Consider the following 23,814-nt stretch of genomic DNA (forward strand, 5'->3'; position numbering starts at 1 on the left):
TTCGTGCCGCAGCCGATCGCGCTCGACCTCGGCCATGCCCTGCACACACAACTGTCGCTGACCGGCGGCGACGCAGACCCGATGTCGGAGGCATTTACGCAGCTCTACTGCTCCGGCATGCCGGTGCGGCTGCCCGACCCGAGCTATCCCGGCAGAGTCGTCGACAGCATCGCCCACGAGTCAGGCTTCGTGAGCGGCTGCTTCGGCGGCACGAACCTGTTCTTCATCGAACCGGACGGCAGCCTGTATGACTGCCCGTCGAGTCTGAAGATCGCCGCCACCGCCACGTCACGGACCATCCGCGGCGCCGACGCCCATACGCTGTTCGCAGCGGCTGGGCCGTGCACCGACTGCGCGCTGTTCAGTCGCGACTGCGTCAACATGTGGCCACTGATGGGTTTCGACCGGTTCCTGACCGAGCAGGTGCCGACATGACCGCCGGACCACCCACCGCACGCGGCGGTGCCGTCGAAGACCTGTCACGGCTGCTGGCGCAGATGCCCCGGCCGGCCGGCACCGAGTATGTCGCAGACCTGGAAGACGAGCTCGCCGCCAGGTTCGGGGTCCGGCACGCCGTCGCGGTGTCGTCGGGCACCGCAGCCCTGCATACCGCCCTGCTCTGCCTCGGTATCGGGCCCGGTGACGAAGTCTTGGTGCCAGCGCTGTCCGTGGTCATGTCGGTTGCGCCAATCATCTACGCCGGTGCCCGGCCCGTTTTCGTCGACTGCGATCGCCACGGCTGCGGTCTCGACCTGGACGACCTCACCGCCAAGGTGACTGGCGCTACCAAGGCGATCCTGCCTGTTCACCTGTGGGGCCGCCAAGGCGATCCGACACAGTTAGCGCGCGTCGCCGCAGCACACGGCCTGGTGGTGATCGAGGACGCGTGTCAGGCCCAGGGCAGCAGCACCGGGGGGCGAGTTGCCGGAACCAACGGCGACGTGGGCTGCTTCAGCCTCAAGGACGGCAAGATCATCTGGTGCGGTGAAGGCGGCTACCTGCTTACCGACCGCGACGACATCGCCGGCCGGGCCCGCGCCCTACGGGCGCACCACCTGCCGCCAGACGGCGGCCAGCCCGAAATGGTCGGCTACAACTACCGCCTCGCCGAACCGCTCGCAGTCCTCGCCCACGCGAATCTGGCCCGGTTCGACGAACTTCTCGACCATCGTCGGCGGCAGGCCCGCCGGCTCGCCGTCCTGCTCACCGCAACGCCGGGGATCACGGCGACCCCCACAGCGACCGGTGACAACGGCTACAGCGCTGTGATCAGGGTTGACCTGGACCATCCGCGGGCGTTCTGCGAACACCTCGCCCAGCTCGGGGTGCCCAACAGCGTCGGCACCTTCGGGTTGATGCCCGCCGACCGGCGGCCAGCCTTCGCCCGCTATGCCGGCTCTCCGTGCCGGCAGGCGGCGACGGTCATCGACCGCACCTTGGCCGTTGTCCTGACCGACCACGACACCGAGGAACGCATCAACGGCTACGCACAGACGATCTCGCGAGAGGCGAGCACATGGGCCACACACCAGTGATCTTCGGCGCCGGACACGCCCTTCGGTAACACGCCGCACGACCGGCGCTGAACTTCACCGGCGTCCGCGCGGCCCTGCATAGCCCCGCGATCCTCCACGACGACGTTCGACAAGGAGCACCCTGTGCGTGAAGTTCTGCTCTTCTCCGCCGGCTTGGACTCGTTTCCGGCTTGGCATTTCCTCGGCAAGCCACCGGCGCTGTACTTCGACAGTGGCCATTACGGCCGGCAGCAGGAGATCGAGACCGTGCGGGCAATCTCCGCGGCACACGGCGTGGATCTGGAGATCAGCGCCGAACTCGACCTGTCGGCCCGGGCCACGGTGCAGGGCGACCTGATCCCGTTCCGCAACGTGCTGTTCGCGATGCTCGCGGCGTTTCGCGCGGACAAAATCTGGTGTATCGGGGTCAAGGGCGATCACACGGCGGACAAGAGCCCGGAGGCGTTCGCGCGGATGAGCGACGTGCTGACCGAGTTCGCCGGACGACCTATCCGGGTCGACAGCCCGTTCTGGGACAAGACCAAAACCGAGATCGTCGCCTGGTACCTCGCCGCGGGACTGCCGGTGGACGCGCTGCTGCAGACGTTCTCGTGCGCCACTCCCGGCGACGCCTTCACGCACTGCGGGCAGTGCCCCAGCTGCCTGCGGCGGTGGATCGCGCTGGTCAACAACGGCATCACCGGCATATTCGCGCACGACCCATGGACGTGGGAACGAGTCGGCAGCTACTACGTGCCCGCGATGGCGGAAGGGCGCTACCCGCCACACCGCGTCGAGGAGTTCCAACGGGCGATGTCCACCGTCGCCGCCTAGGCCACGTCGCGGCCCCCTCTGCTCACCGGGCCTTCGAGCCCATGGCCGACTCTTGTGAGGAACGATGGATACGGATGGATTGCGGTTCGCCGCCAGCATGTCCATGCTCTACGGGCACCTGCCGATGCTGGACAGGCCCGCCGCTGCCGCCGCCGACGGGTTCACCTCCGTCGAAACCTGGTGGCCTTTCACCGGCCCCGAGCCGGACGCCACCGACGTGGACGCGTTCACGGCCGCGCTCGCCGACGCCGGCGTGCAACTGGTCGCGATGAACCTCGTCGAGGGCGACATGCGAGCCGGCGACCGTGGATTGCTGTCGAGCCCCGCCCGGCATAGCGAGTTCCTCACCTGCCTCGACGTCGCGACCAGATTCGCCGACCGGGTCGGCTGCCGCATCCTCATGGCGCTCTACGGCAACCGCGAACCTGGCGTCGACCCGCACCAGCAGGACCTGCTGGCCGTCGAGAACCTCGCTACCGCCGCAGCAGCCGCAGACACGATCGGCGCCTGCGTCGTGTTGGAGGCGATCAGCCTCGTGGAGGCCCCGGACTACCCGATCAACGACGCCGACACCGCCGCGGCGACCACCGCCGCCGTCAACGACCTCACCGGTCTGACCAACACCGGGCTGCTGTGCGACCTCTACCACCACGGACGCTCCGGCGAGGATGTGCCCGGCCTGCTGCGCCGCCACGCCCAGCGGCTGCTGCACGTGCAGATCGCCGACGATCCCGGCCGGGGACGGCCCGGGTCCGGAGCACTGGACTACCCGGCGTACTTCGCCGCACTGCGTGACATCGGCTACGCCGGCTGGGTCGGACTGGAGTACGAACCGACCCGCGATCCCCGAGTCGACTTCGACTGGCTGCCCACACTGCGGCCGGCTAACTAAGAGCAAGGGGATAACAGATGCAGTCGTTGGCGCCATCGTCGCCGGCACCAGCCCTCCAGCGGAGCAACCCCGTCGACCCAATGCGCTGGCTGGCGCTGCCGCAGGGCCGCCTGGTCACCATGGAAGGCGTCTGGGGAGCGGGCAAGACCACCGCAGCCCGCCTGGTCAGCACCCGCCTACGGGAAGCCGGCTTCACCACCGCCGTCATCCACTACGGCGGCGAGCCGGGCACCATCGGCCGCCTGTCGCAGTTCCTCGAAACTGCTCCTCTACGCTCCCGCACCGGACTCGGCGGATACCAAAGCGCCCACCACAGCACCGTCGACGTGCTGCTTCGGCTGTGCCGCGAAGCCCACCACCACCTCACCTGCTTCGGGCCAGCGCTGGCCACCAACGATGTGGTGCTCGTCGACCACGGCATCTACTCCAAGATCGCCTGGGCGTTGACCGTGCTGACCGAGACCGATCCGCAGGCAGACCCGGCCCAGACCTTGACCCGCATACGAGGCCTGTCTGCGCCCTGGTTCTGCACGCCCGAAGTACCCGTCTTTCTCGACACCCCCTGGCCGCTGGCCCGGGAACGGGCGATCAGCAGGGGCCACGGCGGCGGCAATCCGGCAGCTATCGAACGGCTGCTGTTCCTGCCCCGGTACGCCGCGGCGTACCGCCAGGTCCTCACCGACAGGGTGCCCCCGGTGCTGCGCGTACGGGTCGGGCTGCGCGACTCCGACGACGTCGCCGACGAGATCACCTCCGAGCTCCTTGGCGTACTGAGGGCCGCACCACAGGCCGCGGACCAGAGCGCGGCAGCGCAAGCGCACATGCCGGTGCCCGCACACGGGAGGAACTGATAGGCCATGACGTCTTTCCTCGACACGCTGCCGGCCGACCGGCTCCTGCTTGACGTATCCCTATGGTCCGCCGACCTGTCGGCACTGGGGGCCGAGGCCGCTCGGGTCAGCCCCTACGCCGATCTGCTGCACATCGACGCCTCCGACGCCGTGTTCGTCCCGCAGCCGCTGTTCTTCCCCGACTTGGTGAGCGCCGTCCGGGCGCACACCAGCCTGCCGTTGCATGTGCACCTCATGGCGCACCATCCGGCCCAGCTCGCGCAGGCGTTCGTTGACGCCGGCGCAGACCTGATCACCGTGCACGCAGAAGCCAGGGAGGCCACCGACGCCATCGAGGTCATCCGCGCCGCCGGCCGAGCGGCTGGGGTCGCCCTGACCCTCGACACCCCGCCAAACGACGTGGCCGACATGCTCACGGCAGCGGACGCCGTCGTCCTGATCGGCACGCCGCTGGGCACCAAGGGCACCTCCATGGACCCGGCCGCCGTTGCCCGGATCGCCGATACCCGGCGCCTGCTGCACGCGGCGGGCCGACGTGTCCCGATCTTCGCCGACGGCGGGATCCGCCGGGACACCGTGGCACCGCTGGCCGACGCCGGCGCGACGGGCGTAGTCCCCGGGTCCTTGCTGTGGAGCAGTAATGATCTTGAGCAGACCGCCGCGTGGATACGTGGCCAGCGTCCAGAACGGAGCCGATGATGACCGTCGAAGCCCTAGCAGGGTGGACCGTCAGTCTCGATCTGTGGGGAACGCTCATCGACCACACCGACAAAGGCGCGGTCGCCGACTGGCGGGTGACGGAGTTCGCGCGAGTCTTCGACGCGTTCGGGCACCGCCGTACGCTCGATGAGGTTCGCGCTGCCGTTAGCGCCACAGACCGGGAGGTTCTGCGCCAGCAGCGGTGGCACGGTGTTCAGCCGGTCCTGGATGACATGCTCGCAGCGATCCGAGGCCCGCTCAGCATTCCCGACACGCCACAGATGGCCTCAATGCTGCGCGTCGTGCACACCCATGCCGCCCTGCGTGGGTGCCCGCAACCACTGGACGGCGCCGTCCAGGCACTCACCGCGCTGAGTATGAGCGGCACCCGGCTCGTGCTGACCTCCAACACCCTCGCGACCTCGGCCGAGGTGCACCGGCAACTCCTCGACGATCTCGGCCTGTCCGTGTACTTCGCAGACATGCTCTTCTCCGGAGAACTCGGTATCGCGAAACCGCACCCCGGCGTGTTCGCCGCGATCACCGCGCGGGCGCAGTGCACGCCGGAGCGGGTATGGCATGTCGGCGACGACCGCCTTACCGACGTCCACGGGGCGCTCATGGCCGGGTGCCGAGCCGTGCATTACCGGCCGGACGGCGAGGCCGCCCAAGGGGACGCTCACGTCATCACGCATCTCGGTCAGCTCATCGACCTGCTGGCGACCGCCTGCCAGACGGCTGGCGACGGCATCGTGGAGCCGTCATGACTCCCGCGATGTCCCGCACCGCTTCGCTGCTGACGCCGCTGCGACCTGCTGGCCCCGGAACCGAGTATCGGCTGTCGGACCTGCTGCAACGGCACCGGGCTGGCGACGCGGTGTTCGTCACCGACGATGTCGTCAGCTACGGCGGCGGCCACGACCCGCTCCTGTATACCGCGCACCGCGACGTGCTCCCACCGCGGAGGGCGTGCGATACCGACTGGTTCGCGGACCTGGTCGAGTACCAGCCGGGCCAGCTGCCCGGAGGAGAGCTGTTCCGCTCCACCGGGCACTGGAACACCCCGACGCAGCTCGAAATATTCCAGACGCTGACCGGGCGGGTCCTGATGCTGGCCGCATGGCGTACCAACTCGGGTGAGCCGGTCCTGACCTGTCAGACGTGTGATCCCGGGGAAATGGCAGTCATTCCCTTCGGTGGCTGGCACCTCACCCTTGTCCTCGACGGCCCCGCTGCGGTGTTCAACTTCTACACCGGCCTCCCAGCTGAGACCGCACCACCGCACCAGGCAATGGCGGCCGGCGATCGAGGCAAGTATCGGCGAGCGGCGCCGGTCGAGCTCACCGCGGTACGTGCCAGGGAGGGATTCGCGATCACCGGGCCCGCCGACAGTGTGGCCGTCTGGGGTGCCGCACAAACGGTCTCGGAGCCGACCTGGCTGCGTGACATCGTCGCCGGCACAAGTCTTCCGGACTTCTACCGCAACGCCGACAGCGCGACGCTCGCCGCCCTGGTCGCCCACGCACGCCGCCAAGTACCTGTCTGCCACCGAACGGATCCTCGATGACCCCACCGAATCCCACTGCAACGGCCGACACGGCGACGTTCCGGTGCGCTACCGCGTCGGTCACGCTCACCACCGACATCGCGGGCATCCTGAAGGAGGCCCGGAAGATCCTCTACTCCTACGACGAACTTCCGGGCAGCGGCGGTACCTGGCAGGTACACCTGAACTACGACCCGGACGTCGCCAAAAATCCAGGTGCGCACACCGACGGGGACGAGTTCGACATCGGGCCGCAGACGTACGCGTACCGGCACAACGGTTCCCTCCAGAACGTGTTCTGGGTTCCGGCCCGGCGCACCCTCTTGCACGCTGACCCGGCCGCGAAGGTGATCTACGCCTGGTGTGACGACGTTCCCGCTGCTCTTGACTGGGCACCGCGGCTGGTTCGGCAAGCCATGACCGCGCAACTGCTGGCAGCCGGAATGGTCTACGCCCACGCCGCCGCCTTCACCTATGCCGAGCGTGGCGTCCTGATCGCGGGCAATCGCGGTCGGGGCAAGACGACGACGCTGCTGGCGAGCCTGCACCATCTCGGCGGCGACTACTCGACCAACGACCGGCTCATGCTCCACGCCACCGGCGAGCGGCTGCACGGTTATCCATGGCCGATGCCGCTGCGGGCCGGGATCGGCACCCTCACCGCCCTGCCGCACCTGCGGCACCTGGTCCCGCCCCAGCAGCAGACACTGCCGGCCGAGAAACGGTGGACGTTCCCCACCAAGATCGTCGTAGAGCCGCCCGCCTTCCCGGCACTGATGCAGCCCGGAGCGACCGTCGCCCGCGACCTGAGCATCTCGATGATGCTCTGGCCGCAGCTCGACCCAGCCAGAACCGAGGTCCAGGTCGAGCGGGTCGACCCGGACGAGATCACCGACACCTTGAACAAAACCCGCATGTTCATGCACGACCTGCAGCGTGGCGCCAGCGCCCACACCAACCAGTGGCTCGCCGCGGCCCCCGAGGACGACATCGTCTACCGAAATGTGGAGCAGACAGCCGCAGTACTGGCCCAACAGCCCTGTTTCCGCATCCGTGCCGGCGCCGACCCGGTCGCGCTGGCCGCCGCCGTCGGCCGGCTGCTCCACGACGAGGTAGTCGGATGAACGCCGCGGAACCCGTCCAGAGCTTCTTTCCCGACACCACCGGCTGTCCGCGCATGTACCGACTATTGCGGGCGGCGAGCGAACCGGCTCACCGAAAACTCGGCGCCACGCCCGGCCCGGACGACATCCATCCCTTGGGCGAGGTGCTGGAGTACGTCATCAACGCCAAGATGACCTGCCTGTTCGCGGACTGGCTCAGCCGACACCACCACACCCAGAGCTTTCCCCGGCCGATGCAGCAGTTCCTGCGTGGGCAACTGCGACTCAACGCCCACCGATCGCGAAAACACCACCAGGAAGCCGCAGCGATCATCATCGCGCTGCACGACCACGATGTGCCCGCCGCAGCGATCAACGGCATCGCCCACGCCGCCCTGCTCTATCCCGGCGCAGCCGTCCGGCAGTCCAGCGACGTCGACATCCTCCTCCCCGCATCCGCGGCGGCCACCGCCACAGACGTGCTCACCCGCCGCGGATACTTCAGCACGGGCCGCAGCCCCACGACCTTGCACCGCGACTTCGACGACACCATCGTGCCCGGGCTCACCCTCGACCTGACCACCCGGCTGGCCCACACCCGCGACGACGCCACTATTCACACGATTCTCGATCGGCGCATACCCGCACCCAGCAGTGGCGAACACCAGGCGCCGCTGCCGGTCCTGCACCGAGACGACGGATTCCGGCACACCCTGGCCCGCGTCGCCTCCCAGCGCCGCTGGCCCGCGCTGGCCGACGCGCTGCACTACGCCCTCGACGACACCGACCCACAACCAGCCACCGCCCTCGACAAATCGTCGCGGGCGGGCTGGAACCTCGTCCGCTCCTGCTGGCCTCAACTCCCGCAGGACGCGCCTCTGGCCGGGGGCCACTGATGATCGTGCAACTGACCGGTCTGCCCGGCACCGGCAAGACCACGCTCGCCACCAGCCTCGGCCGGCACTTCGGCGGCCGCTGCCTGCTGCTGGACAAAGACCTCGTACGCGCGGCCCTGTACGGTCCGTCCGGGCAGGTCACCTACCAGCGGGAACAGGACGACTTCGTCGTGTCCCTGTTGCATCTGGCCGCCCGGGAACGGCTCACCCGCGACCCGGACGCCGTGGTAGTCCTCGAACGCACCGGCACCCGCGCGTACCAGCTCGCCGACGTCACCCACCTGGCCACCACGCTCAGCCAGCCCTTGGCCGTCATCTCCTGCTGGTGCCCCGACAACGTGGCCCGCGACCGGCTCGACGCCGACCAACGCGGCGGCACCCACCCCGCAGGCAACCGCACCTTCAGCCTGTACCAGCAGTTGCAGCAGTCCGCGGACTCGATCACCGTTCCCGCATTGCGGCTGCGAACCGATACCTCCGCCGATGAACTGCTCGACGCCGCGCTCGGCTACCTCGACCAGCTGAACCCCACCCGATCGGAGGCAGCCGCCCGATGACGTGCCAACTCGCCGACCTGCTCGACATCGCCCGCACTGCCGTGCAACTTGGGACACGAGTCCTAGAGGCGGCCGCGGTCCGGCAGGTCACCGCCAAAGGGCCCAAGGACGTGGTCACCGATCTCGACCTGAGCATCGAGCAGCAGATCCTCGCCTTCTTGAAGAAGCGAACCCCCGACATTGACCGGTACAGCGAGGAGGCAGGCGGCGACCCGGCTCGGCCGCGCCGGCGATGGGTCCTCGACCCGATCGACGGCACCGTCAATCTCGTTCACGGCCTGCCGCTCTATGGTGTCTCCCTCGCCCTCACCGACGGTGTCCGGCCACTGCTCGGCGTGATCAGCCTTCCCACACTCCGCCGTACCTACTGGGGAGCCGCCGAAATCGGCGCCTGGTGCAACAACCGAGTCATCGCACCGTCCACGACGAGGAACCTTGCCGAGGCCATGATCGCCATCGGCGACTACGGCACAGGCGACGACGCCGACGAACGCAACGCCGTCGCCATCGCCCTGCACGCCGCCCTGGCCCCGGCCGCCGGGAAGGTCCGCATGCTGGGCTCCGCCGCCGTCGACCTCACCCTCGTCGCCGATGGAACCCTCGATGCCAGCATCACCCTCGGAAACCGGGACTGGGACATGGCTGCCGGCGTCGCGATCGCCCGAGCAGCCGGCGCGAGCGTCACCGACACCGACGGCACGCCTCACGACCTCGCCTCTCGCACCACGATCGTCACCGCACCCGGACTGAGCGTCGCGGTACTCGACACACTGCGCCAGGCAACTGCCGGCACCACGTACGCCTGACAAGGAGATACGGATGCTCATCGGATTCGAAGGGCTGCCCGGCGCCGGCAAGAGCACCCAGGCCGGCAAGCTCGCCGACTTCCTGACCCGACAGGGCCTGCCCGTCAACTACCTGCCAGACAACCTGACCCGTGACGCCGACCCGCTCGGCCGGACGCTGCTGACGCTGTTCGACTCCGGTGATCCGTTCTCCCGACACGAGAACGTCGTCACCGACACCCTGCTCGGCGCAGCGATCCGCGCGGACACATACGCCACCGACATCGCGGGCCCACTCATCGACGGCAGCACCGTCATCGAAGACCGCGGAATCCACACCCTCTACTCCTACAGCCTCGCCCGGCTCCTGCAGCAGCACCACATCGTCCCCACCGACGCGATCGCGTGGCTGCGCAACGTCGGGTCCTTCGCCGGCCCCGCCGCGGTCCGGTCTGTATGGCTATACCTGCCCGCCGACGATGCCATCGCCCGCGCGGAGCTCCGGCAAGGTCACCCGTACACCGCCGAGCAGCGCGCCTTCCTCCGGTTCGTCCACGATGCGTACGCCGAGCTCGCCCAAGCCGATCCCAGCTTGCGGCGAGTCGACGTCACCGGACTCGACACCCAACAGACACATCACGCGGTGCTCGCCGACCTGTCCACCGTGCCGACCTTCGCCGCGAAACTCGCCACCACGGCGTGACACGACCGGCGGCGTCGCGAAACCCACCGCGTACCAGCTACTACGGTCGGTGCCGTCCATCAACCCCTCGATCACCTCAGGAGCCGAAGACAGCATGACTGCCCGATCCCACGAGGCCCCCCAGGACTTGCTCGCTGCACTCCGGCACGCACGTACGCATGGAGGCGAAGCCCTGAGCGACTCCCTGGCCAGGCTGGGCGTACGCCCCCTTACCGGAGGCATGCAGAACGATCTCTACCGCTGGAGGTCGCCGGATGGCGACGACACCGTGATCAAGTTCTACACCAAGACGGACCGGCGCCGCGCCGAGCGCGAATGGGCAGCACTGAACCTCATCGAGCCGCAGCACCTCGGCACCGTCCCGGTCCCACTGTGGCTCGACCCGGCCGAGGTCGAACCTGCCCTCGGGATGACCGTACTGCACGGCACTCCGCTGCTCGAAGCACCCGACCAGCTACATGCACTACGCGGCCTCGCCCGCACGACGACGCAACTACAAGCGGTACCGCTGTCCGGGCTGATGGCGGAGCTGCCCCGCATCGACAGCGGCGAACACTACCTGGCCCGGTTGACCCAGGCATGGCCCAAACTGCTCGAAGAACAGGCCGACGACCCACTCGCGCCCGCCATGCAGCATTTGCTTGCCGCCTGGCATACCAGCGGCGACGCAGACGTGGTCATCGAGCAAGACGAGCCGATCCTGTCCCGCGGCGACGCGAACTTGCTCAACTGGCTCCAGACCGGCGACGGTGCCGTCTGCGTCGACTTCGAATACGCCGGATTCAGCAACCAGGCGTTCGACGCCGCCGACCACATCGAGCACATCAGCGCGCGCGACGTACCCGACGAGGTGTGGGTGAAGGTACTACCCGATCTCGGCGTCACGGACGCCAACCACAAGCGATTTGCAGCGAATCAGCGCACGTGCGCTCTGCGGTGGCTCGCCGTCCTATGGAAGCAGCGGGTCCGCCGTCGCGACGAGTTCGCCCGGCAGCACGAACGCGTCGACATGCTTTTTGGTCCCTCCAACCCTTACGCGTAGCGACTGCTGGACCAACTCTTAGCGCGCGGACCTGATTCGAACTCAGATAGGCGGTGACAGCTCCGCAACTCCTACAGAGCTCGTCTTCGAATTACGCGCCCAGGAGCCCCATGAAAATCGACATCGTGCACCCCGGATACCTGACCGTTCAGCCATCCGACCTGACGACGAAAGGCGTGGGCGGAAATGAGACAGGAATGATCCTGTCTTCCCGCCGACTCGCCGCGCGCGGCCATGAAGTGCGGGTGTACGCCGACTGCCCGCGCGTCGAGGACTTCGGCGTGCAGTGGCTGCCACTCACGGAACTGGCCGAGGACGAGTACCGGGATGTGATTATTTTTTGGGTGCGAACCAAGAGGATCGAGCCGGGCCGATTCAATGCGCCGGTGCGAGCGGCGAAACTTGGGCTGAAGACGCCCAACGGCAGCCTTATCGGTCAAGTCGGCGCTGGCGACGTCAACCTCCTGATCGCCTTCTCGGATTTCCAACGCAACCTCTATATCGACGATTTTGGTTACCCGCCGGATGCCGAGTGGGTTGTCACAGCCGACGGCCTGAACACGTCGGACTACGCCGAACAGTGGCCCAAGGTAGCAGGCCGGTTCTTGCACGCCGCGAACCCGAGGCGCGGTCTGGAACCACTGCTGGACATGTGGCCCTCCATCCGCGAGGCGCATCGGGACGCCGAGCTGTTCATTGCATCGAGTCACCTACTGCGAGGCATAACAGCCGAGGAAGACCTACGTCGTGCCGGAGCCTTGTACAAGCGCGCAGAGTCAATGGCATCCGAGGGCGTGCACTACCTGGGTCGCCTAGCCAAACCCGATCTCATCAAGCTCCAGTTGACGGCTCAGTTCTACCTGTACCCCACGACGTACCCGGAGACCTGCTGCATCGCAGCCATGGAAGCAGCCGCTGCCGGAGCAGTGATCATCTGCTCGCCGGCCGGGGCCCTACCGGATCGAGTCATCGACGGAGTCACCGGCTGTCTGATCGAGGGAGACCCTGCAGATCCCATCGTGATCCAGGCCTTCGTAGACAAGGTCACCGCATTGCGATCGGACCCGACCCGGCTAACACATATGGCGCAGGCAGCGAGGGAGTTAGCCGCCACTAGTGACTACACGGAGGTGTTGCCCGTTTGGGAACGCGCTTTCAGTCGCATACTCAAGTCTTCCCCTCACGGCTGACCCCGAGTCCAGCACTCATTAGGAGGGGGGTGAATGCACTTGAAGGTAATGATCCTGGATTTCGACGACACTCTGATCGACGACGTCCGGGCCGCGAGAGAAGCAGTCGTCCATACGCTTTCGACTGTCGCCTTGCCCAACGATTTCGAGACGACCGAACTGGCCCTGCGGTTCATACGGAAATTGTGGAAAGCCCACCCTCACCGGCACACCGGCCCGCTTGCCCACGTCAGCGGCTGGGAGGCTCTTTGGCTACCACGCAAGAACACCGGACTTCCTGAACCTGTCATCGAGTCGCTGCGCCAGCATGAGATCGAGGTCTGGCGAGCGATACTCAACGCGCGTCAGGGTGACCTGGACAAAGCAAGCACCGCAGTGCACGCGTACCGGGTGTTTCGACACGAAAACATCCGTCCGCTGCCGGGCATCCGTGCCACGCTGAATCTTCTTCGCCGAAACCATCGACTCTGGCTGGCCACCAACGGCTTACCGGCCCACCAGCGTCGGAAGCTCTCCGGGGCGGCGCTCACGGAGTTCTTCGACCGGATCCTGGTCTCTGGCGAGGTAGGCGCCGCCAAGTCGAACCCCGCCTTCGCGTCCGTCATCGGGCAAGCTTTGGCCCAAGACGAGCTTCATGTATGTCTCGTGGTCGGTGACAGCGTCACTCAGGATCTCGGCCTGGCCAGTAACGGCGGTTGGGCGGCGGCCCACATCTGCCCGGCCGGATGGTGCGATGCCACGGTCGCAAGCCGCCAAGCCGCTGTCACGCACATTCCTTCTCTAAGCCACGTCGCTTGTGAATGCTCGCCTCCGACGCTTCGCGAACCTGAGCTGTAAGGGCACGCCCACATGGACTGGCGTTCGGGTGGGCGGCGAGACCACCGCATCCCAACATTCGGACTCGGCGGCGGGCAAGCACATCATGATCAAAACCCAGCCGGACGTAACAACCGCCCACCGGACAGGCCCGGACGTGAGGGATGCTCGTCGCACGAGCACCCACCGAGCACCCAACCGACCACAAGGGACGGAAAAGCGAAGGGGCCTGACTGCCATTTCGGCAGGTCAGACCCCTCATGATCTTGTGCGCCCGAAGGGACTCGAACCCCTAACCTTCTGATCCGTAGTCAGATGCTCTATCCGTTGAGCTACGGGCGCTGGTGCTCGGCCAGTTTACACACCCGGCCTTCGCGCGGAGACTCCGGGATTCGAACCCGGGAGGGGCTTTAAGACCCCAACCGCATTAGCAGTGCGGCGCCATAGACCAGACTAGGCGAAGTCTCCCCGGTGGCCCGCAGACCACCGGGCCCGAGGATACAGGCCCCTCCCGGCCGGGAGCAAAGCGACCAGCGGAACGAGCCCTCGCCCGCCGATGGCTGTCGTTCGCCCGCTGTGCGCCGCCGTGATCAGGACTAGGCTCCATCGACATGCAGGAGCAGCCGCCCAGCGAGCAGACCCGCCGTGAGCCTGCTGAGGGAGCACGCCGCCGCTCCCCGAAGGCAACCTTCACGCCACCTCCGGCACCCGCCGCGCCGGCTCCGGAGGAGCAGGACGACTCCGTTGGGCCGCGTCCCCGGCGGGCAAAGGCCGCGCCGGACGTGCTCTTCCAGCCGCCACCCGTTCCGGAGCAACCACGATCGCGCCCGTCCCGGGCGGCCTCGTCCGCGCCGGCGACCAGGCCAACGCCGCCCTTCGCCGCACCACCGGCCGCCGATCAGCCTGCCGAGAGCGTGTCGACGGCAGGGCGCGGTGGCACCGATCAGCCGGACGTCACGCGGGCCGAGGTCGGTGGACCGGATGCGCCGCCGGTCGCCGCCACGCCGGCCCGCCGAAGGCTGCGCAGCGGAAGGCACCGCCGGCTGAGATCGGAACTGGCGCCGGGCCGACCGAAACCGGGCGCGCGCCGGCGAGGAAGACGGGGGCGGCGCGCAGGAACATCCTGCCCGGGATGCGCGAAGGGCAGGCTCAGGCTCCCGAGACGAGCGGCGACCAGACTCAGGACCAGGGCCAGACTCAGGACCAGGGCCAAGCTCGGGGCGAGGGCCAGGCCGGTGCCCAGGCAACGACCGGCGCGGCAGAGACGTCGCCGGAGGGCACGGCCCGGCCGGAACGGAAACCGCCGGAAGGCAAGGCGACGCCGGGACGTAGGGCGACCAGGAAGGCCGCCCCCAAAAGGGCGGCGACGGCACCCGCGACCGAGGCCAACCCGGCACGGGCGGCACCGGCGAAGGCCGCCAAGGCCGCACCGGTCAGGGCCGTGAAGAAGGTTACGAAGAAGGCGGTCACGAGTGGCGCGGCCGGCCGTACGCCGGAATCGGAGCTGCGGGTGCTCGTCGCGCGGGTGCTCGACCACCCGGGCTTCGCTCCGGAGTTGCTGGCCCTGACCGCGGTCGAGGCGCTCGGTCCCGGTGCGGCCGAGTGGGCCCGACGGCTGCGGGAGACCTACCCGGAGGCGGAGAGTGACGGGCTGGCGCGGCTGGCCAGCCGCCGGTTCGTCCGGCAGGCCGGGATCGGTGCGGCGACCGCAGCGCTGGCCGGGGTCTTCGCGCCGGCGGTCGAGCTGGCGGCGGTGCTCTGGTCCCAGGCGAACCTGGTGCTGCACCTCGCGGCGGCGTACGGCTGTGATCCGGCGCACCCGGACCGGGCGGCGGAGCTGCTGGTGCTGACCCAGGTGCACCCGGACTCGGCGAGCGCCGGGGCGGCGCTGGTGGCGGCCCGGGCGGCGGACGGGCCGGGCGAGCAGCCGGGCCCTTGGGCGGCTGAGGCGGCCTGGCGACTGGCCGCGCCGCTGGCCGCGCAGGCGGGTGGCTGGGTGGCGCTGCGGCTGGTGTTCCGGTTACTGCCGGGGCCGCGGCGCTGACTGCGGTGGCCGGCGACACGATGGCGGCCCAGCGCCTCGCGGCCCGCGCCGTCGCCCTCTACCGTCAGAGCCAGTCGAACCACTCCTTGGGCAGCAGGCTGTAGCCGACGAAGGCGACGATGTCGAGCAGGGCGTGCGCCACGATCAGCGGCATCACCCGGCGGGTGCGTAGGTACCAGAGGCTGAACACGACGCCCATGACGGCGTTGCCGATGAACGCGCCGAAGCCCTGGTAGAGGTGGTATGAGGCGCGCAGCAGCGCGCTGGTCGCGATGATCGCGCCGAGCCGCCACTGGAGCTGACGCAGCCGGGTCGTCAGGTAGCCGACCACGATCACCTCCTCCAGGATCGAGTTCTGGAACGCGGCGAGGATCAGCACCGGCACCGCCCACCACAGGTCGGGCAGGGCGGCCGGAACCAGGGTCGCGTTGATGCCGAGCTGCGCCGCCGCCCAGAACAGCGCCAGGCCCGGCAGTCCGATCAACGCGGCCAGTCCGGCACCACGGGCGAGGTCGGCACCGGGCTGCCGGGCGTCCAGGCCGAGGGCCCGCGTCGGATCTCCGGTGTCGCGCGCCAGCAGGTGTACGGCGAGCAGCACCGGCAGCAGCGCGAACACGATGCCGAGCAGTTGGTACGCCAGGTCGAGGTACGGCCGGGCCGATGCCGATGTGTTCAGCGCGGCGGTCTGCCTCGACAGTCCGCCTTCGGCGGTCAGCTTCGCGATGATCGACACCGTGGCGTAGACGGCCGACTGGCCGAGGGAGAGGCCGAGGACCAGCATCGTCTCGGTGCCGAGCGTCCGGCGGGACACCGGGCGGGTGAGCTCAACGGTCACCGGACCACTCTGCCCGACCGGCGGCGCCGCTGGCATCCGGGAGGCACAAGAGCATTCGAGAGGCACAAGAGCCGGCCTCACGATGTGGTCGCACATTCTGTGCGACCTTCATACACACTCCGTGGAGATTCTATGGGGGCCCGATCCGCCGTCAGAAGAAGGAGCGCCCCCGGTGGACAACTTCGCGCGGCTGCTGAAGGAGAGCTGGACCCTCGTCGAGGAGCAGCGGGTCCGGCTGAGCGGTCACTTCTACGCCCGGCTGTTCCTCCTCGACCCCGAGCTGCGCAAGCTCTTCCCGGTCCAGATGACCGGCCAGGGTGATCGGCTGCTCGAAGCGATCATCACGGCGATCCACGCGGTGGACGATCCGGAGGGCTTCGACGAGTTCCTCCGCGCGCTCGGCCGGGACCACCGCAAGTACCACGTCGAGGCGGCCCACTACGACACGATGGGCGTGGCGCTGCTGGATGCGTTGCGCAGCACCGCCGGTGGCGGCTGGAACCTGGAGTACGACCAGGCGTGGCGGGACGCGTACGCGGCGATCGCCGGGAAGATGCTGGCCGGTGCGACGGCGGACGGCGACCCGCCGTTCTGGCACGCCGAGGTGTTGACCCACGAGCGGTACGGTCCGGACACCGCCGTCTTCACCTGCCGGGCGCTGCAACATCCGCTGTCGTGGAAGGCGGGCCAGTACGTCAGCGTCGAGGTGCCCCGCTACCACCCTCGGGTGTGGCGGACGTACTCGGTGGCCAACGCACCGAACGAGGACAACGTGCTGGAGTTCCACGTCCGTACGCCGGCCGAGGCCGCCGGTTGGGTCTCCGGTGCGCTGGTCCGCCGGATCAAACCGGGTGACCTGCTCCGGGTGGCCGCGCCGATGGGCTCGATGACGCTGGACCGCTCGTCGGAGCGGGACATCCTCTGCGTCGCCGGGGGCGTCGGGTTGGCCCCGATCAAGGCGCTGGTGGAGGAGTTGGCTGGCTTCAACCGGGCCCGCTGGGTGCACGTCTTCTACGGCGCCCGGACCGAGGCGGATCTCTACGGTCTCGACCGGCTGCGGGAGTTGGTGGCGGCCCACCCCTGGCTGTCGGTGACCGCCGCGTGCAGCGACGACCCGGATTTCGACGGCGAGCAGGGCGACGTCCCGGACGTGGTGGCCCGCTACGGGCCGTGGACGACGCACGACTGCTACGTCTCCGGTTCGGCACCTATGGTCCGTTCGACGCTACGGGTGCTCGCCGCGGACGACGTCCCACCGCAGCGCACCCGGTACGACACGTTCGGCAACCTGTAGAGCTTTCTCCCTCCGGACCGGGGCGCGTGCCCCTGCCCCTGGGGCACGCGCCCCGGTCCCCCGATCGGGCGGACCGGCACCGCCCCGCACGACCTCGCCCGTCCGGGCCGTCGTTCCCACCCGGACGGGTGGGGTCGTGCCACGGGTCGTTGCGCTCAGTAACGCCAGGGGTGGCCGGATTCGCGGTACTCCTCGATCGGCACCAGCGGCACTCCGGGTGCCATCCGGTCGACGTAGAGCCGCCCGTCCAGGTGGTCGATCTCGTGCGCCACCAGCCGGGCCATGCCGAACTCGAACGAGGTGATGAGCCGGCCGCCGTCGAACTGCGCGTGTTCCACGTCGAGCCGCAACGGTCGCGGCACCAGCCCTCTGTGGTCGAAGAAGGAGAGGCAGCCCTCGTACTGCTCGTCGGTGTGCGGGGCGGCATCGACCACCCGGGGGTTGAGCAGCACGACGGGCTCGGCCGTCCGGTCGGGCGGGCGGACCACCGCCGCGGCGCGGCCGACGTCGAGCTGCGGGGCGGCGATCCCCACCCCCTTGGTGAACGGGTGCAGTTCGTCCAGCCGGGCCAGCGCGGTGATCAGCCGGTCGACGATCTCCCGGGCGGTCTGTTCCTCCCGTGGCAGGTCGAACGGGCGGGCCGGCTGCCGCAGCAGGTCGGTGCCGCGCTGGACGATGCCGAGCCCGCGCATCCGGTCGGACGGCCGGACCCGGCCGCCCTCCGCTTCCGGCTCCGGCTGCGCCCGGAAGCGCCACAGCAGCCGGTACCGGGCGTTCAGCGGCGGCTCGTCGGTCGCCCAGTCGAAGATCGCCCGGTCGCCGTCCTCGTGCCGGGTGACGGCCGTGCGCAGCAAGCCCTCCTCCGCCGATAGCGAGGTTTCCGCGCCCCAGACCTGCGGGTCGAGCGTCGCCGGCAGGTCCAGGCGTACGGCGAGGTGCCGGGTCGGTACGCGGACCGCGCGCTGGAACCACGGGCCCCACTTGTCCTGCCCGACGGTGTACGCGTACTCGATGGTGGCGCGGCGGCCCGGGTAGAGCGGGAAGCGCCGTTCGGCGTTCTCGAAGAGCAGCCAGATCTCCTTGAACGCGTCCCGGTCGTGCTTGGCCCGCCAGTGCATGGCCTCGCGCTCGCCGAACTCCTCGCGGGATGCACGCAGTTGCAGTTCGGCGAAGCTGAGCGGGTGTTCCCGGTGGTGCCGGTTGGATCGGCCCGGGTCGTTGGGGTAGCGGTCCACGGCGACCCGGATCAGGTAGCGGGTGACGGGCTCCGTGCCGGCGTTGTACAGCTCGCGACGGATGACGCAGCGGTAGGCGTCCTCGGTGTGGGTGAGGACGGCCGTCTCGCGTTCGACGATGAGCCCGGTGCCGGGCGGCATCCACTGGCCGGGCAGGCTGGGGTCGCGGTGGTTGCGTTCGCTGCGGGCGTGCCGCAGGCCGTCGTACTCCCGGAAGCGCTGCCAGATCGCGCCGCCGGCCTCCAGGACGGCCTCGGCGCGGCGGGCGAAGTCCTCGGTGGGTCGGTGCCGACGCCCCTCGACGTGGCTGACGTAGGACGGGTCGAAGCCCATCAGGGCGGCCAGGTGCTTCTTGGACAGCCCCCGCTCCGTCCGGTGCCGGGCGAGTTCGGCGGCGAAGGAGTCGGCAGCCCGATCGAGCGGTGAGGTCGTCATCAGCTTCCTCGTGGCCGGGAGTACCAAGTTTCACGTTGTGTTGCCGAACACGCACACAAGTGGCACCTTCTCGACAGGAACCTTGACCGATCAACGATTTCTGCCGATACTGCCGGGAGTCCCCGACCCGACACCCTGGGTAGTTTTCACCCCCACGAGCGATCCGAATCGCTCGCTTCCACCCCACCGAGGGTTTCCCTGCGCCGAGAAGTGTGGTTAGGCTAGCCTTAGTACGGCCACGAGGGCTTCGGACACGGACGGATCGGTCGACACCGGGGGGTGGGATCAGGTGACAGCGATGCTGCCCGTCTACGACCCCGCCGCCGCGCCGCTGGCTCCGATCACCGCGACCCTGCGCGCCATGTTCGGCACCGACGACCTACCCGGGCTGGCCCGGGGCCTGGCGGTCGGCGACGAGGCGGGCTGGGCCCCGGCGACGGCCCTGACCAGCGGCGAGCGGCTGCCGGAGTTGCTCGACTCGGCCGTCCGGCTCTGGGGCGGCACCCCGCACGCCTGCGCCGCGGTGGCCTGGAAGGCGTACAGCTACTGGGCGGCGCTGCCGGTGGTGCTCGGCTGGGCCGCCGCCCGGCGGGTGCCGCTGCTCGACCACACCGCCGCGCTCATCCACTTCGCCGACCGGCGCACCCTTGTGACGTTGGGCATGCGCGAGTCGATCCCGGTCGCGGTGCTGCCCAGCGACCCACTGGCGCTCGCCGGGCCAGCCCAGGTCCGGGTGGTGACCGACGAGCGGGAACTGCTCGCGACACTGCGCGCCACCCTGCTGGACGCGCACCTGTCCCCCCTGATCAGCGCGATCCAGGGCGAGGTCCGCATCGGCACCCGCACCCTGCTCGGCTCGGTGGCCTCCGGCATCGCGCACGGGCTGCTGCGCGCCGCCGACGGGCTGCCCGGCTCGACGGTCGAGGCCATCGACACGCTGCTCGACGCGCTCGACCTGGCCGACCTGATCGAGCTGGTCCCCGGCCCGAACGGCGAACCGACGGTACAGCGCCGCACCTGCTGCCTGGCCTTCACCCTGCCCAGGCCGAAGGTCTGCCAGGGCTGCTGCATCCGCAGCGCCTGACCTGGCCGCCGGTCACCCGGTCAGCGGCCGGACATCCCACAACCACACTCCCCCGCGGTACGTGGGCTCGATGCCGGTCAGCTCGGTCATCCCCGTACGCAGCGCGTCGGCGTGCTCGTGCGGGCCGAGGATCACCAGACCGGCCCGCCAGTACCGCAGGTCCGCCACCGCCTCCCGGCGGGCCTGCGCGCTGACCGGCGGCACCTCGCCGGTACGGCGGATGGCCCCGAAGAAGCTGCTGGTGGCGCGCGGCGGCGCGGTGAACAGGGCGATCCGGTCCTTGCCGGTACGGGTGTCCGGCCCGAGGAAGTAGCCGCGGGCGATCGGCATCTCCAGCCGGGTCTGTGCCGACCAGCGCAGTGGGTCGGCGTACTCGGTGTCGGGCAGCGGCAGGGTCACCACGCTGCGCCCGCCGGCCAGGTAGGGACGCCAGGCCCCGGAGGTGACGAACTCGGGCGTCGGTTCCAGGCGTCTGGTCGGCAACGGGGTGGGCAGCACCGGCACCAGCGCCATCGCCAGCACGGTCACCGTGGCGAAGCGGATCTGCGACCGCCGTTGCGGATACCTGGCGGCCAGTGCACGGACCCGTTCGGCGCCGTACGCCAGCAGCAGCCCGACGATCGGGGTGATGGCCAGCGCCCAGCGGGTCGGTACCACCGAGTGCAGGACCGGCAGGTCCTCCAGCACCGCCCACGGTCCGGGGATGCCCGTGCCGCGCCGGTCGAGGCGGATCTCCCGGCCGAGGGAGAGCACCGCGAAGACGAGCCCCAGCACGGCCAGCCCGATCACCACGGCGTTACGCCGCAGCCACCACACCAGCGCCACCACCAGGATCACCAGCGGCCAGCCGAAGAAGGCGTTCTCCTCGGTCGGGTTCTTGGCCAGCCCGGCGGCGCTGCGGGGGTCGCCGGCCAGCGACTCCCGGGCGTAGGCGAAGAACGAGGCCAGATCGGTGGAGTAGCCCCGGATCAGCCAGGAGAGCCCGTGGTAGGCGCCGGGTCCGAAGAACTGGACGTAGAGCGGGTACGCCAGCAGCACGACGGAGACGCCGGCGGCCATGCCGAGCCCGGCCAGGAACGGGCGGGTCCGCGCCCGCAGCTCGGGCCGGCCGATCGCGAGCGCGACGACGACCACCCCCAGGCCGATCGCGGTCATCAGCAGGATCTCCAGGTTCAGGAAGGCCTGCCAGACGATCACCAGGGCGAGCAACAGGCCGTTGCGCAGCCAGCGGCCGGGGTCGGCGAGCCGCACGGTACGCCAGATGATCAACGGCACCACGAACTGCGACACGATGTTCGGGTGGGCGTTGGCGTGCGAGACCATCGCCGGGGCATACCCGCAGAACGCCGCGCCCAGCCAGGCCGGCCCACGTGAGCCGGGCACGATCACCCGGGAGAGCAGGAAGTACCAGGCGCTGGCGGTGGCGATCATCCCGAGGGTGAGAAAGACCAGGAACGCGGCACGGGTGCCGAAGGCAAGGGTGATCGGTGTCATCGGCAGCGAAACAGATAATACCGAGGTATTTGCCATTAAATTGACTGATTCCGGCACGTTCATCCGGTCGGACGAGAACGGGTAGGCGAATTCGGTGACCACTCGGGCACCGTGCGCCATCATCCATTCGAATTGGGCCATGTCGGTCGGATTGTCCCGGATTCCGTCACCCGGGTTCCGCCACATCCGCGCGGTGACCCAGAACCCCAGGACGGCGAAGCTCAGCACGGCGGCGACATCCTTCCACCGCCCCGACCTGCGCCGGTCGCCGCCGCGCTCCGGCCCGGCCGACGGCCCTCCCGCCCCGGATTCCGTCACAGGTCGGCCCGAATCAGGAGTAGTCATAGCAATTCAGAGCGTAGTCGTCCTATGCGGCCAGCGTGCGGGGTTCGGGGCGCTGGCGTAATATCTGCCGGGTTCGCTGACCACCACCGATCGTGCACCTACCCCGACCGTTGTTCGGCCATGACGGGCCCCGATATCCCCGCCGTCCGGGCGGATGGTTCACTCAGTCGGTCCCGGCGCGGGTCGAGTCGTATCGTGAGGAAAACGACGCATGGCAGAAATCACTGGGGATCAGCGCGTGCAGTCCGAGGTCCTGGAGGGCCTCGCCACGGCGGTCAACCACCGGCGCTGGTTCATCGAACTGGCCCTGCCCTACCTGGGCGACGATCCCATCGAGATCGGCAGTGGGCTCGGCGACTACGCACTGGAGTGGAGCGAGCACTTCCCCCGGTTCACCGCCACCGAGGCCGATCCGGATCGCCTGGTGTCGCTCAAGGAACGCCTCGCCGACCGGCCGGCCATCGAGGTACGTCAGATGCTGCTGCCCAACTCCGAGCGCGGCGAGTACAGCGCCGCGGTGTCGTACAACGTGCTGGAGCACATCGAGGACCACGTCGGCGCGCTGCGCTGCATGGGCCAGCTGGTCCGGCCCGGTGGGGCGGTGGTCATCATCGTGCCGGCGTTCCAGTTCGCGATGAGCCCGGCGGACGTCGCCACCGGCCACGTGCGCCGCTACACGAAGAAGACCCTGGCCGCGGCGATGACCGAGGCGGGACTGCGGGTGGAGAAGATCCACTACGCGAACGCGCTCGGGCTGATCGGCTACTTCATGGCCACCAAGGTCTTCCGGCTGATGCCGAAGGAGGGCCCGATGGTGAAGGTCTACGACACCCTGGTCCTACCCGTGACCAAGGCCGCCGAGCAGGTCGCCCGCCCACCCTTCGGCCAGTCCGTCTTCGCCGTCGCCCGCACCCCCGACTGACCCCGTCACCGCCCCGATCATCGAGACCCCTGGGTCAGGCTCCCGTGGGAGCCCGACCCAGGACGATCAACGCCCCGGCTCAGCCGGCAATCTGGTAGGTGGGGCGGATGGTGGCCCTCGCCAGCGTGTGGAAGGCGAGGTTGAAGCCCACGTAGGCGGGAGTCGCCTCCGGGGTGACGTCGAGCCGCGCCACGTCGAGGGCATGCACCGCGAAGACGTACCGGTGCGGGCGGTCGCCGGGCGGTGGTGCCGCGCCTCCAAAGCCCTGCTCGCCGTAGTCGTTGCGCACGGTGAACGCGCCACGCAGGTCGTCGCCGGCCGCGTCACGTGGCAGTTCCGTCACATCGACCGGCAGGTTGACCAGCACCCAGTGCCAGAACCCGCTGCCGGTCGGCGCGTCCGGGTCGAAGCAGGTCACCACGAAACCCTTGGTCTCCGCCGGGAAATCCGACCAGGCCAGGTGCGGTGAGACGTTGCCCCCACCGGTGCTGCCGTGTGCGTGGGCCGCGTCCATCGGCTCACCGTTGCGCACGTCGTCGCTGGTCAGCGTGAACGAGGCGACTGTCGGCAGCAGTTCGTACGGGTCCGGGGCGATGGGTCGTTCCAGGGTCATCGACACAGGTCCTTCCGGTGGAAGTGGTGTTCTGCGCCCCTTCATACCCTGTGACGCGGCGGCATTCGAGAAAACCGGCGCCATC

At 69.2% G+C, this 23,814-nt stretch carries 24 protein-coding genes and 2 tRNA genes; 20 read left to right on the forward strand and 6 right to left on the reverse strand.

Translation table 11 applies throughout. The annotated features are described in order from the left end of the window. Positions 1-3 precede the first annotated feature (3 nt). The 16 genes from KIF24_RS33620 (at position 4) to KIF24_RS28800 (ending at position 13,449) form a co-directional block, all read left to right on the forward strand. Positions 4-435 carry a hypothetical protein gene (locus tag KIF24_RS33620; protein WP_230415955.1) on the forward strand — a complete coding sequence of 144 codons (432 nt, stop codon included), beginning with the start codon at positions 4-6 and terminating at the stop codon, positions 433-435. A gap of 62 nt (positions 436-497) precedes the next feature. Continuing rightward, complete coding sequence (locus tag KIF24_RS28730; protein WP_230415956.1) at positions 498-1,535, forward strand: DegT/DnrJ/EryC1/StrS family aminotransferase; 1,038 nt, start codon at positions 498-500, stop codon at positions 1,533-1,535. A 123-nt stretch (positions 1,536-1,658) separates the two neighbouring features. Then, positions 1,659-2,348: a 7-cyano-7-deazaguanine synthase gene (locus tag KIF24_RS28735; protein ID WP_221086686.1), complete on the forward strand. Its 690-nt coding sequence runs from the start codon at positions 1,659-1,661 to the stop codon at positions 2,346-2,348. 64 nt (positions 2,349-2,412) lie between these two features. Next, positions 2,413-3,240 (forward strand): hydroxypyruvate isomerase family protein, encoded by an 828-nt coding sequence (locus tag KIF24_RS28740; RefSeq protein ID WP_221086687.1) that lies wholly within the window; start codon positions 2,413-2,415, stop codon positions 3,238-3,240. Between the two features lie 17 nt (positions 3,241-3,257). Then, positions 3,258-4,091 (forward strand): hypothetical protein, encoded by an 834-nt coding sequence (locus KIF24_RS28745; protein ID WP_221086688.1) that lies wholly within the window; start codon positions 3,258-3,260, stop codon positions 4,089-4,091. Between the two features lie 6 nt (positions 4,092-4,097). Beyond that, the gene (locus tag KIF24_RS28750; protein WP_221086689.1) at positions 4,098-4,790 is read left to right on the forward strand and encodes a beta/alpha barrel domain-containing protein; all 693 of its coding nucleotides are present in this window, start codon (positions 4,098-4,100) and stop codon (positions 4,788-4,790) included. Continuing rightward, a complete protein-coding gene (locus KIF24_RS28755; protein ID WP_221086690.1) occupies positions 4,790-5,557 on the forward strand; it encodes an HAD family hydrolase in 768 nt (255 codons plus the stop codon). Before KIF24_RS28750 ends, KIF24_RS28755 begins: the two co-directional genes overlap by 1 nt. Then, positions 5,554-6,357 carry a hypothetical protein gene (locus KIF24_RS28760; RefSeq protein WP_221086691.1) on the forward strand — a complete coding sequence of 268 codons (804 nt, stop codon included), beginning with the start codon at positions 5,554-5,556 and terminating at the stop codon, positions 6,355-6,357. Before KIF24_RS28755 ends, KIF24_RS28760 begins: the two co-directional genes overlap by 4 nt. Next, the gene (locus KIF24_RS28765; RefSeq protein WP_221086692.1) at positions 6,354-7,460 is read left to right on the forward strand and encodes a hypothetical protein; all 1,107 of its coding nucleotides are present in this window, start codon (positions 6,354-6,356) and stop codon (positions 7,458-7,460) included. The genes KIF24_RS28760 and KIF24_RS28765 overlap by 4 nt, the downstream gene beginning before the upstream one ends. After that, complete coding sequence (locus KIF24_RS28770) at positions 7,457-8,335, forward strand: nucleotidyltransferase family protein (protein ID WP_221086693.1); 879 nt, start codon at positions 7,457-7,459, stop codon at positions 8,333-8,335. The genes KIF24_RS28765 and KIF24_RS28770 overlap by 4 nt, the downstream gene beginning before the upstream one ends. Next, positions 8,335-8,892 (forward strand): AAA family ATPase, encoded by a 558-nt coding sequence (locus tag KIF24_RS28775; RefSeq protein ID WP_221086694.1) that lies wholly within the window; start codon positions 8,335-8,337, stop codon positions 8,890-8,892. Before KIF24_RS28770 ends, KIF24_RS28775 begins: the two co-directional genes overlap by 1 nt. Continuing rightward, a complete protein-coding gene (locus KIF24_RS28780; protein ID WP_221086695.1) occupies positions 8,889-9,698 on the forward strand; it encodes an inositol monophosphatase family protein in 810 nt (269 codons plus the stop codon). Before KIF24_RS28775 ends, KIF24_RS28780 begins: the two co-directional genes overlap by 4 nt. Positions 9,699-9,711: 13 nt before the next feature. Continuing rightward, complete coding sequence (locus KIF24_RS28785; RefSeq protein WP_221086696.1) at positions 9,712-10,380, forward strand: dTMP kinase; 669 nt, start codon at positions 9,712-9,714, stop codon at positions 10,378-10,380. 94 nt (positions 10,381-10,474) lie between these two features. Further along, complete coding sequence (locus KIF24_RS28790; RefSeq protein WP_269440812.1) at positions 10,475-11,422, forward strand: phosphotransferase family protein; 948 nt, start codon at positions 10,475-10,477, stop codon at positions 11,420-11,422. Positions 11,423-11,532: 110 nt separating this feature from the next. Further along, the gene (locus KIF24_RS28795) at positions 11,533-12,612 is read left to right on the forward strand and encodes a glycosyltransferase (RefSeq protein WP_221086697.1); all 1,080 of its coding nucleotides are present in this window, start codon (positions 11,533-11,535) and stop codon (positions 12,610-12,612) included. Positions 12,613-12,645: 33 nt separating this feature from the next. Beyond that, a complete protein-coding gene (locus tag KIF24_RS28800) occupies positions 12,646-13,449 on the forward strand; it encodes an HAD family hydrolase (protein ID WP_221086698.1) in 804 nt (267 codons plus the stop codon). Between the two features lie 248 nt (positions 13,450-13,697). Here KIF24_RS28800 and KIF24_RS28805 read toward each other — a convergent pair. Together KIF24_RS28805 and KIF24_RS28810 are read right to left on the reverse strand one after the other, a co-directional pair. Then, positions 13,698-13,770, reverse strand: a tRNA-Arg gene (locus tag KIF24_RS28805). Positions 13,771-13,805: 35 nt separating this feature from the next. Continuing rightward, positions 13,806-13,896: transfer RNA gene (locus KIF24_RS28810), tRNA-Ser, on the reverse strand. A 664-nt stretch (positions 13,897-14,560) separates the two neighbouring features. Here KIF24_RS28810 and KIF24_RS33625 point away from each other — a divergent pair. Continuing rightward, positions 14,561-15,472 (forward strand): hypothetical protein, encoded by a 912-nt coding sequence (locus tag KIF24_RS33625; protein ID WP_230415958.1) that lies wholly within the window; start codon positions 14,561-14,563, stop codon positions 15,470-15,472. A 64-nt stretch (positions 15,473-15,536) separates the two neighbouring features. Here the strand turns inward: KIF24_RS33625 and KIF24_RS28820 are convergent, their stop codons facing one another. Continuing rightward, positions 15,537-16,307 carry a CPBP family intramembrane glutamic endopeptidase gene (locus tag KIF24_RS28820; RefSeq protein ID WP_221086699.1) on the reverse strand — a complete coding sequence of 257 codons (771 nt, stop codon included), beginning with the start codon at positions 16,305-16,307 and terminating at the stop codon, positions 15,537-15,539. A gap of 172 nt (positions 16,308-16,479) precedes the next feature. Between KIF24_RS28820 and KIF24_RS28825 the strand changes: the two genes are divergently transcribed. Beyond that, on the forward strand, positions 16,480-17,601 hold the full coding sequence (locus tag KIF24_RS28825) for a globin domain-containing protein (RefSeq protein ID WP_221086700.1): 1,122 nt from the start codon (positions 16,480-16,482) through the stop codon (positions 17,599-17,601). Positions 17,602-17,756: 155 nt separating this feature from the next. On the opposite strand, the gene KIF24_RS28830 is transcribed toward KIF24_RS28825, so the two are convergent. Next, on the reverse strand, positions 17,757-19,271 hold the full coding sequence (locus KIF24_RS28830) for a peptide deformylase (RefSeq protein ID WP_221086701.1): 1,515 nt from the start codon (positions 19,269-19,271) through the stop codon (positions 17,757-17,759). Positions 19,272-19,569: 298 nt separating this feature from the next. On the opposite strand from KIF24_RS28830, the gene KIF24_RS28835 reads away from it, so the two are divergent. Further along, on the forward strand, positions 19,570-20,355 hold the full coding sequence (locus KIF24_RS28835; RefSeq protein ID WP_221087603.1) for a hypothetical protein: 786 nt from the start codon (positions 19,570-19,572) through the stop codon (positions 20,353-20,355). Between the two features lie 12 nt (positions 20,356-20,367). Here KIF24_RS28835 and KIF24_RS28840 read toward each other — a convergent pair whose 3' ends face one another. Continuing rightward, positions 20,368-22,194 carry a hypothetical protein gene (locus tag KIF24_RS28840; RefSeq protein ID WP_407939974.1) on the reverse strand — a complete coding sequence of 609 codons (1,827 nt, stop codon included), beginning with the start codon at positions 22,192-22,194 and terminating at the stop codon, positions 20,368-20,370. A 211-nt stretch (positions 22,195-22,405) separates the two neighbouring features. On the opposite strand from KIF24_RS28840, the gene KIF24_RS28845 reads away from it, so the two are divergent. Continuing rightward, positions 22,406-23,116 (forward strand): class I SAM-dependent methyltransferase, encoded by a 711-nt coding sequence (locus KIF24_RS28845; RefSeq protein ID WP_221086702.1) that lies wholly within the window; start codon positions 22,406-22,408, stop codon positions 23,114-23,116. Positions 23,117-23,195: 79 nt separating this feature from the next. Here the strand turns inward: KIF24_RS28845 and KIF24_RS28850 are convergent, their stop codons facing one another. After that, positions 23,196-23,729, reverse strand: a complete 534-nt coding sequence (locus KIF24_RS28850) for a YbhB/YbcL family Raf kinase inhibitor-like protein (RefSeq protein WP_221086703.1) — start codon at positions 23,727-23,729, stop codon at positions 23,196-23,198. Between the last annotated feature and the right edge of the window lie 85 nt (positions 23,730-23,814).

Source organism: Micromonospora tarapacensis (genome assembly GCF_019697375.1).
In the GTDB taxonomy this organism is placed as follows: Bacteria; Actinomycetota; Actinomycetes; order Mycobacteriales; family Micromonosporaceae; genus Micromonospora; species Micromonospora tarapacensis.

Bases quoted from the DNA above. Each gene is read 5' to 3' on its own strand.
- KIF24_RS28730 (WP_230415956.1), top strand. From the start codon at position 498: ATGCCCCGGCCGGCCGGCACCGAGTATGTCGCAGACCTGGAAGACGAG.
- KIF24_RS28770 (WP_221086693.1), top strand. From the start codon at position 7,457: ATGAACGCCGCGGAACCCGTCCAGAGCTTCTTTCCCGACACCACCGGC.
- KIF24_RS28745 (WP_221086688.1), top strand. From the start codon at position 3,258: ATGCAGTCGTTGGCGCCATCGTCGCCGGCACCAGCCCTCCAGCGGAGC.
- KIF24_RS28765 (WP_221086692.1), top strand. From the start codon at position 6,354: ATGACCCCACCGAATCCCACTGCAACGGCCGACACGGCGACGTTCCGG.
- KIF24_RS28780 (WP_221086695.1), top strand. From the start codon at position 8,889: ATGACGTGCCAACTCGCCGACCTGCTCGACATCGCCCGCACTGCCGTG.
- KIF24_RS28850 (WP_221086703.1), bottom strand. From the start codon at position 23,729: ATGACCCTGGAACGACCCATCGCCCCGGACCCGTACGAACTGCTGCCG.
- KIF24_RS28830 (WP_221086701.1), bottom strand. From the start codon at position 19,271: ATGACGACCTCACCGCTCGATCGGGCTGCCGACTCCTTCGCCGCCGAA.
- KIF24_RS28845 (WP_221086702.1), top strand. From the start codon at position 22,406: ATGGCAGAAATCACTGGGGATCAGCGCGTGCAGTCCGAGGTCCTGGAG.
- KIF24_RS28790 (WP_269440812.1), top strand. From the start codon at position 10,475: ATGACTGCCCGATCCCACGAGGCCCCCCAGGACTTGCTCGCTGCACTC.
- KIF24_RS33625 (WP_230415958.1), top strand. From the start codon at position 14,561: ATGCGCGAAGGGCAGGCTCAGGCTCCCGAGACGAGCGGCGACCAGACT.
- KIF24_RS28740 (WP_221086687.1), top strand. From the start codon at position 2,413: ATGGATACGGATGGATTGCGGTTCGCCGCCAGCATGTCCATGCTCTAC.
- KIF24_RS28795 (WP_221086697.1), top strand. From the start codon at position 11,533: ATGAAAATCGACATCGTGCACCCCGGATACCTGACCGTTCAGCCATCC.
- KIF24_RS28750 (WP_221086689.1), top strand. From the start codon at position 4,098: ATGACGTCTTTCCTCGACACGCTGCCGGCCGACCGGCTCCTGCTTGAC.
- KIF24_RS28755 (WP_221086690.1), top strand. From the start codon at position 4,790: ATGACCGTCGAAGCCCTAGCAGGGTGGACCGTCAGTCTCGATCTGTGG.
- KIF24_RS28760 (WP_221086691.1), top strand. From the start codon at position 5,554: ATGACTCCCGCGATGTCCCGCACCGCTTCGCTGCTGACGCCGCTGCGA.
- KIF24_RS28800 (WP_221086698.1), top strand. From the start codon at position 12,646: ATGCACTTGAAGGTAATGATCCTGGATTTCGACGACACTCTGATCGAC.
- KIF24_RS28785 (WP_221086696.1), top strand. From the start codon at position 9,712: ATGCTCATCGGATTCGAAGGGCTGCCCGGCGCCGGCAAGAGCACCCAG.
- KIF24_RS28840 (WP_407939974.1), bottom strand. From the start codon at position 22,194: ATGACTACTCCTGATTCGGGCCGACCTGTGACGGAATCCGGGGCGGGA.
- KIF24_RS28835 (WP_221087603.1), top strand. From the start codon at position 19,570: ATGCTGCCCGTCTACGACCCCGCCGCCGCGCCGCTGGCTCCGATCACC.
- KIF24_RS28775 (WP_221086694.1), top strand. From the start codon at position 8,335: ATGATCGTGCAACTGACCGGTCTGCCCGGCACCGGCAAGACCACGCTC.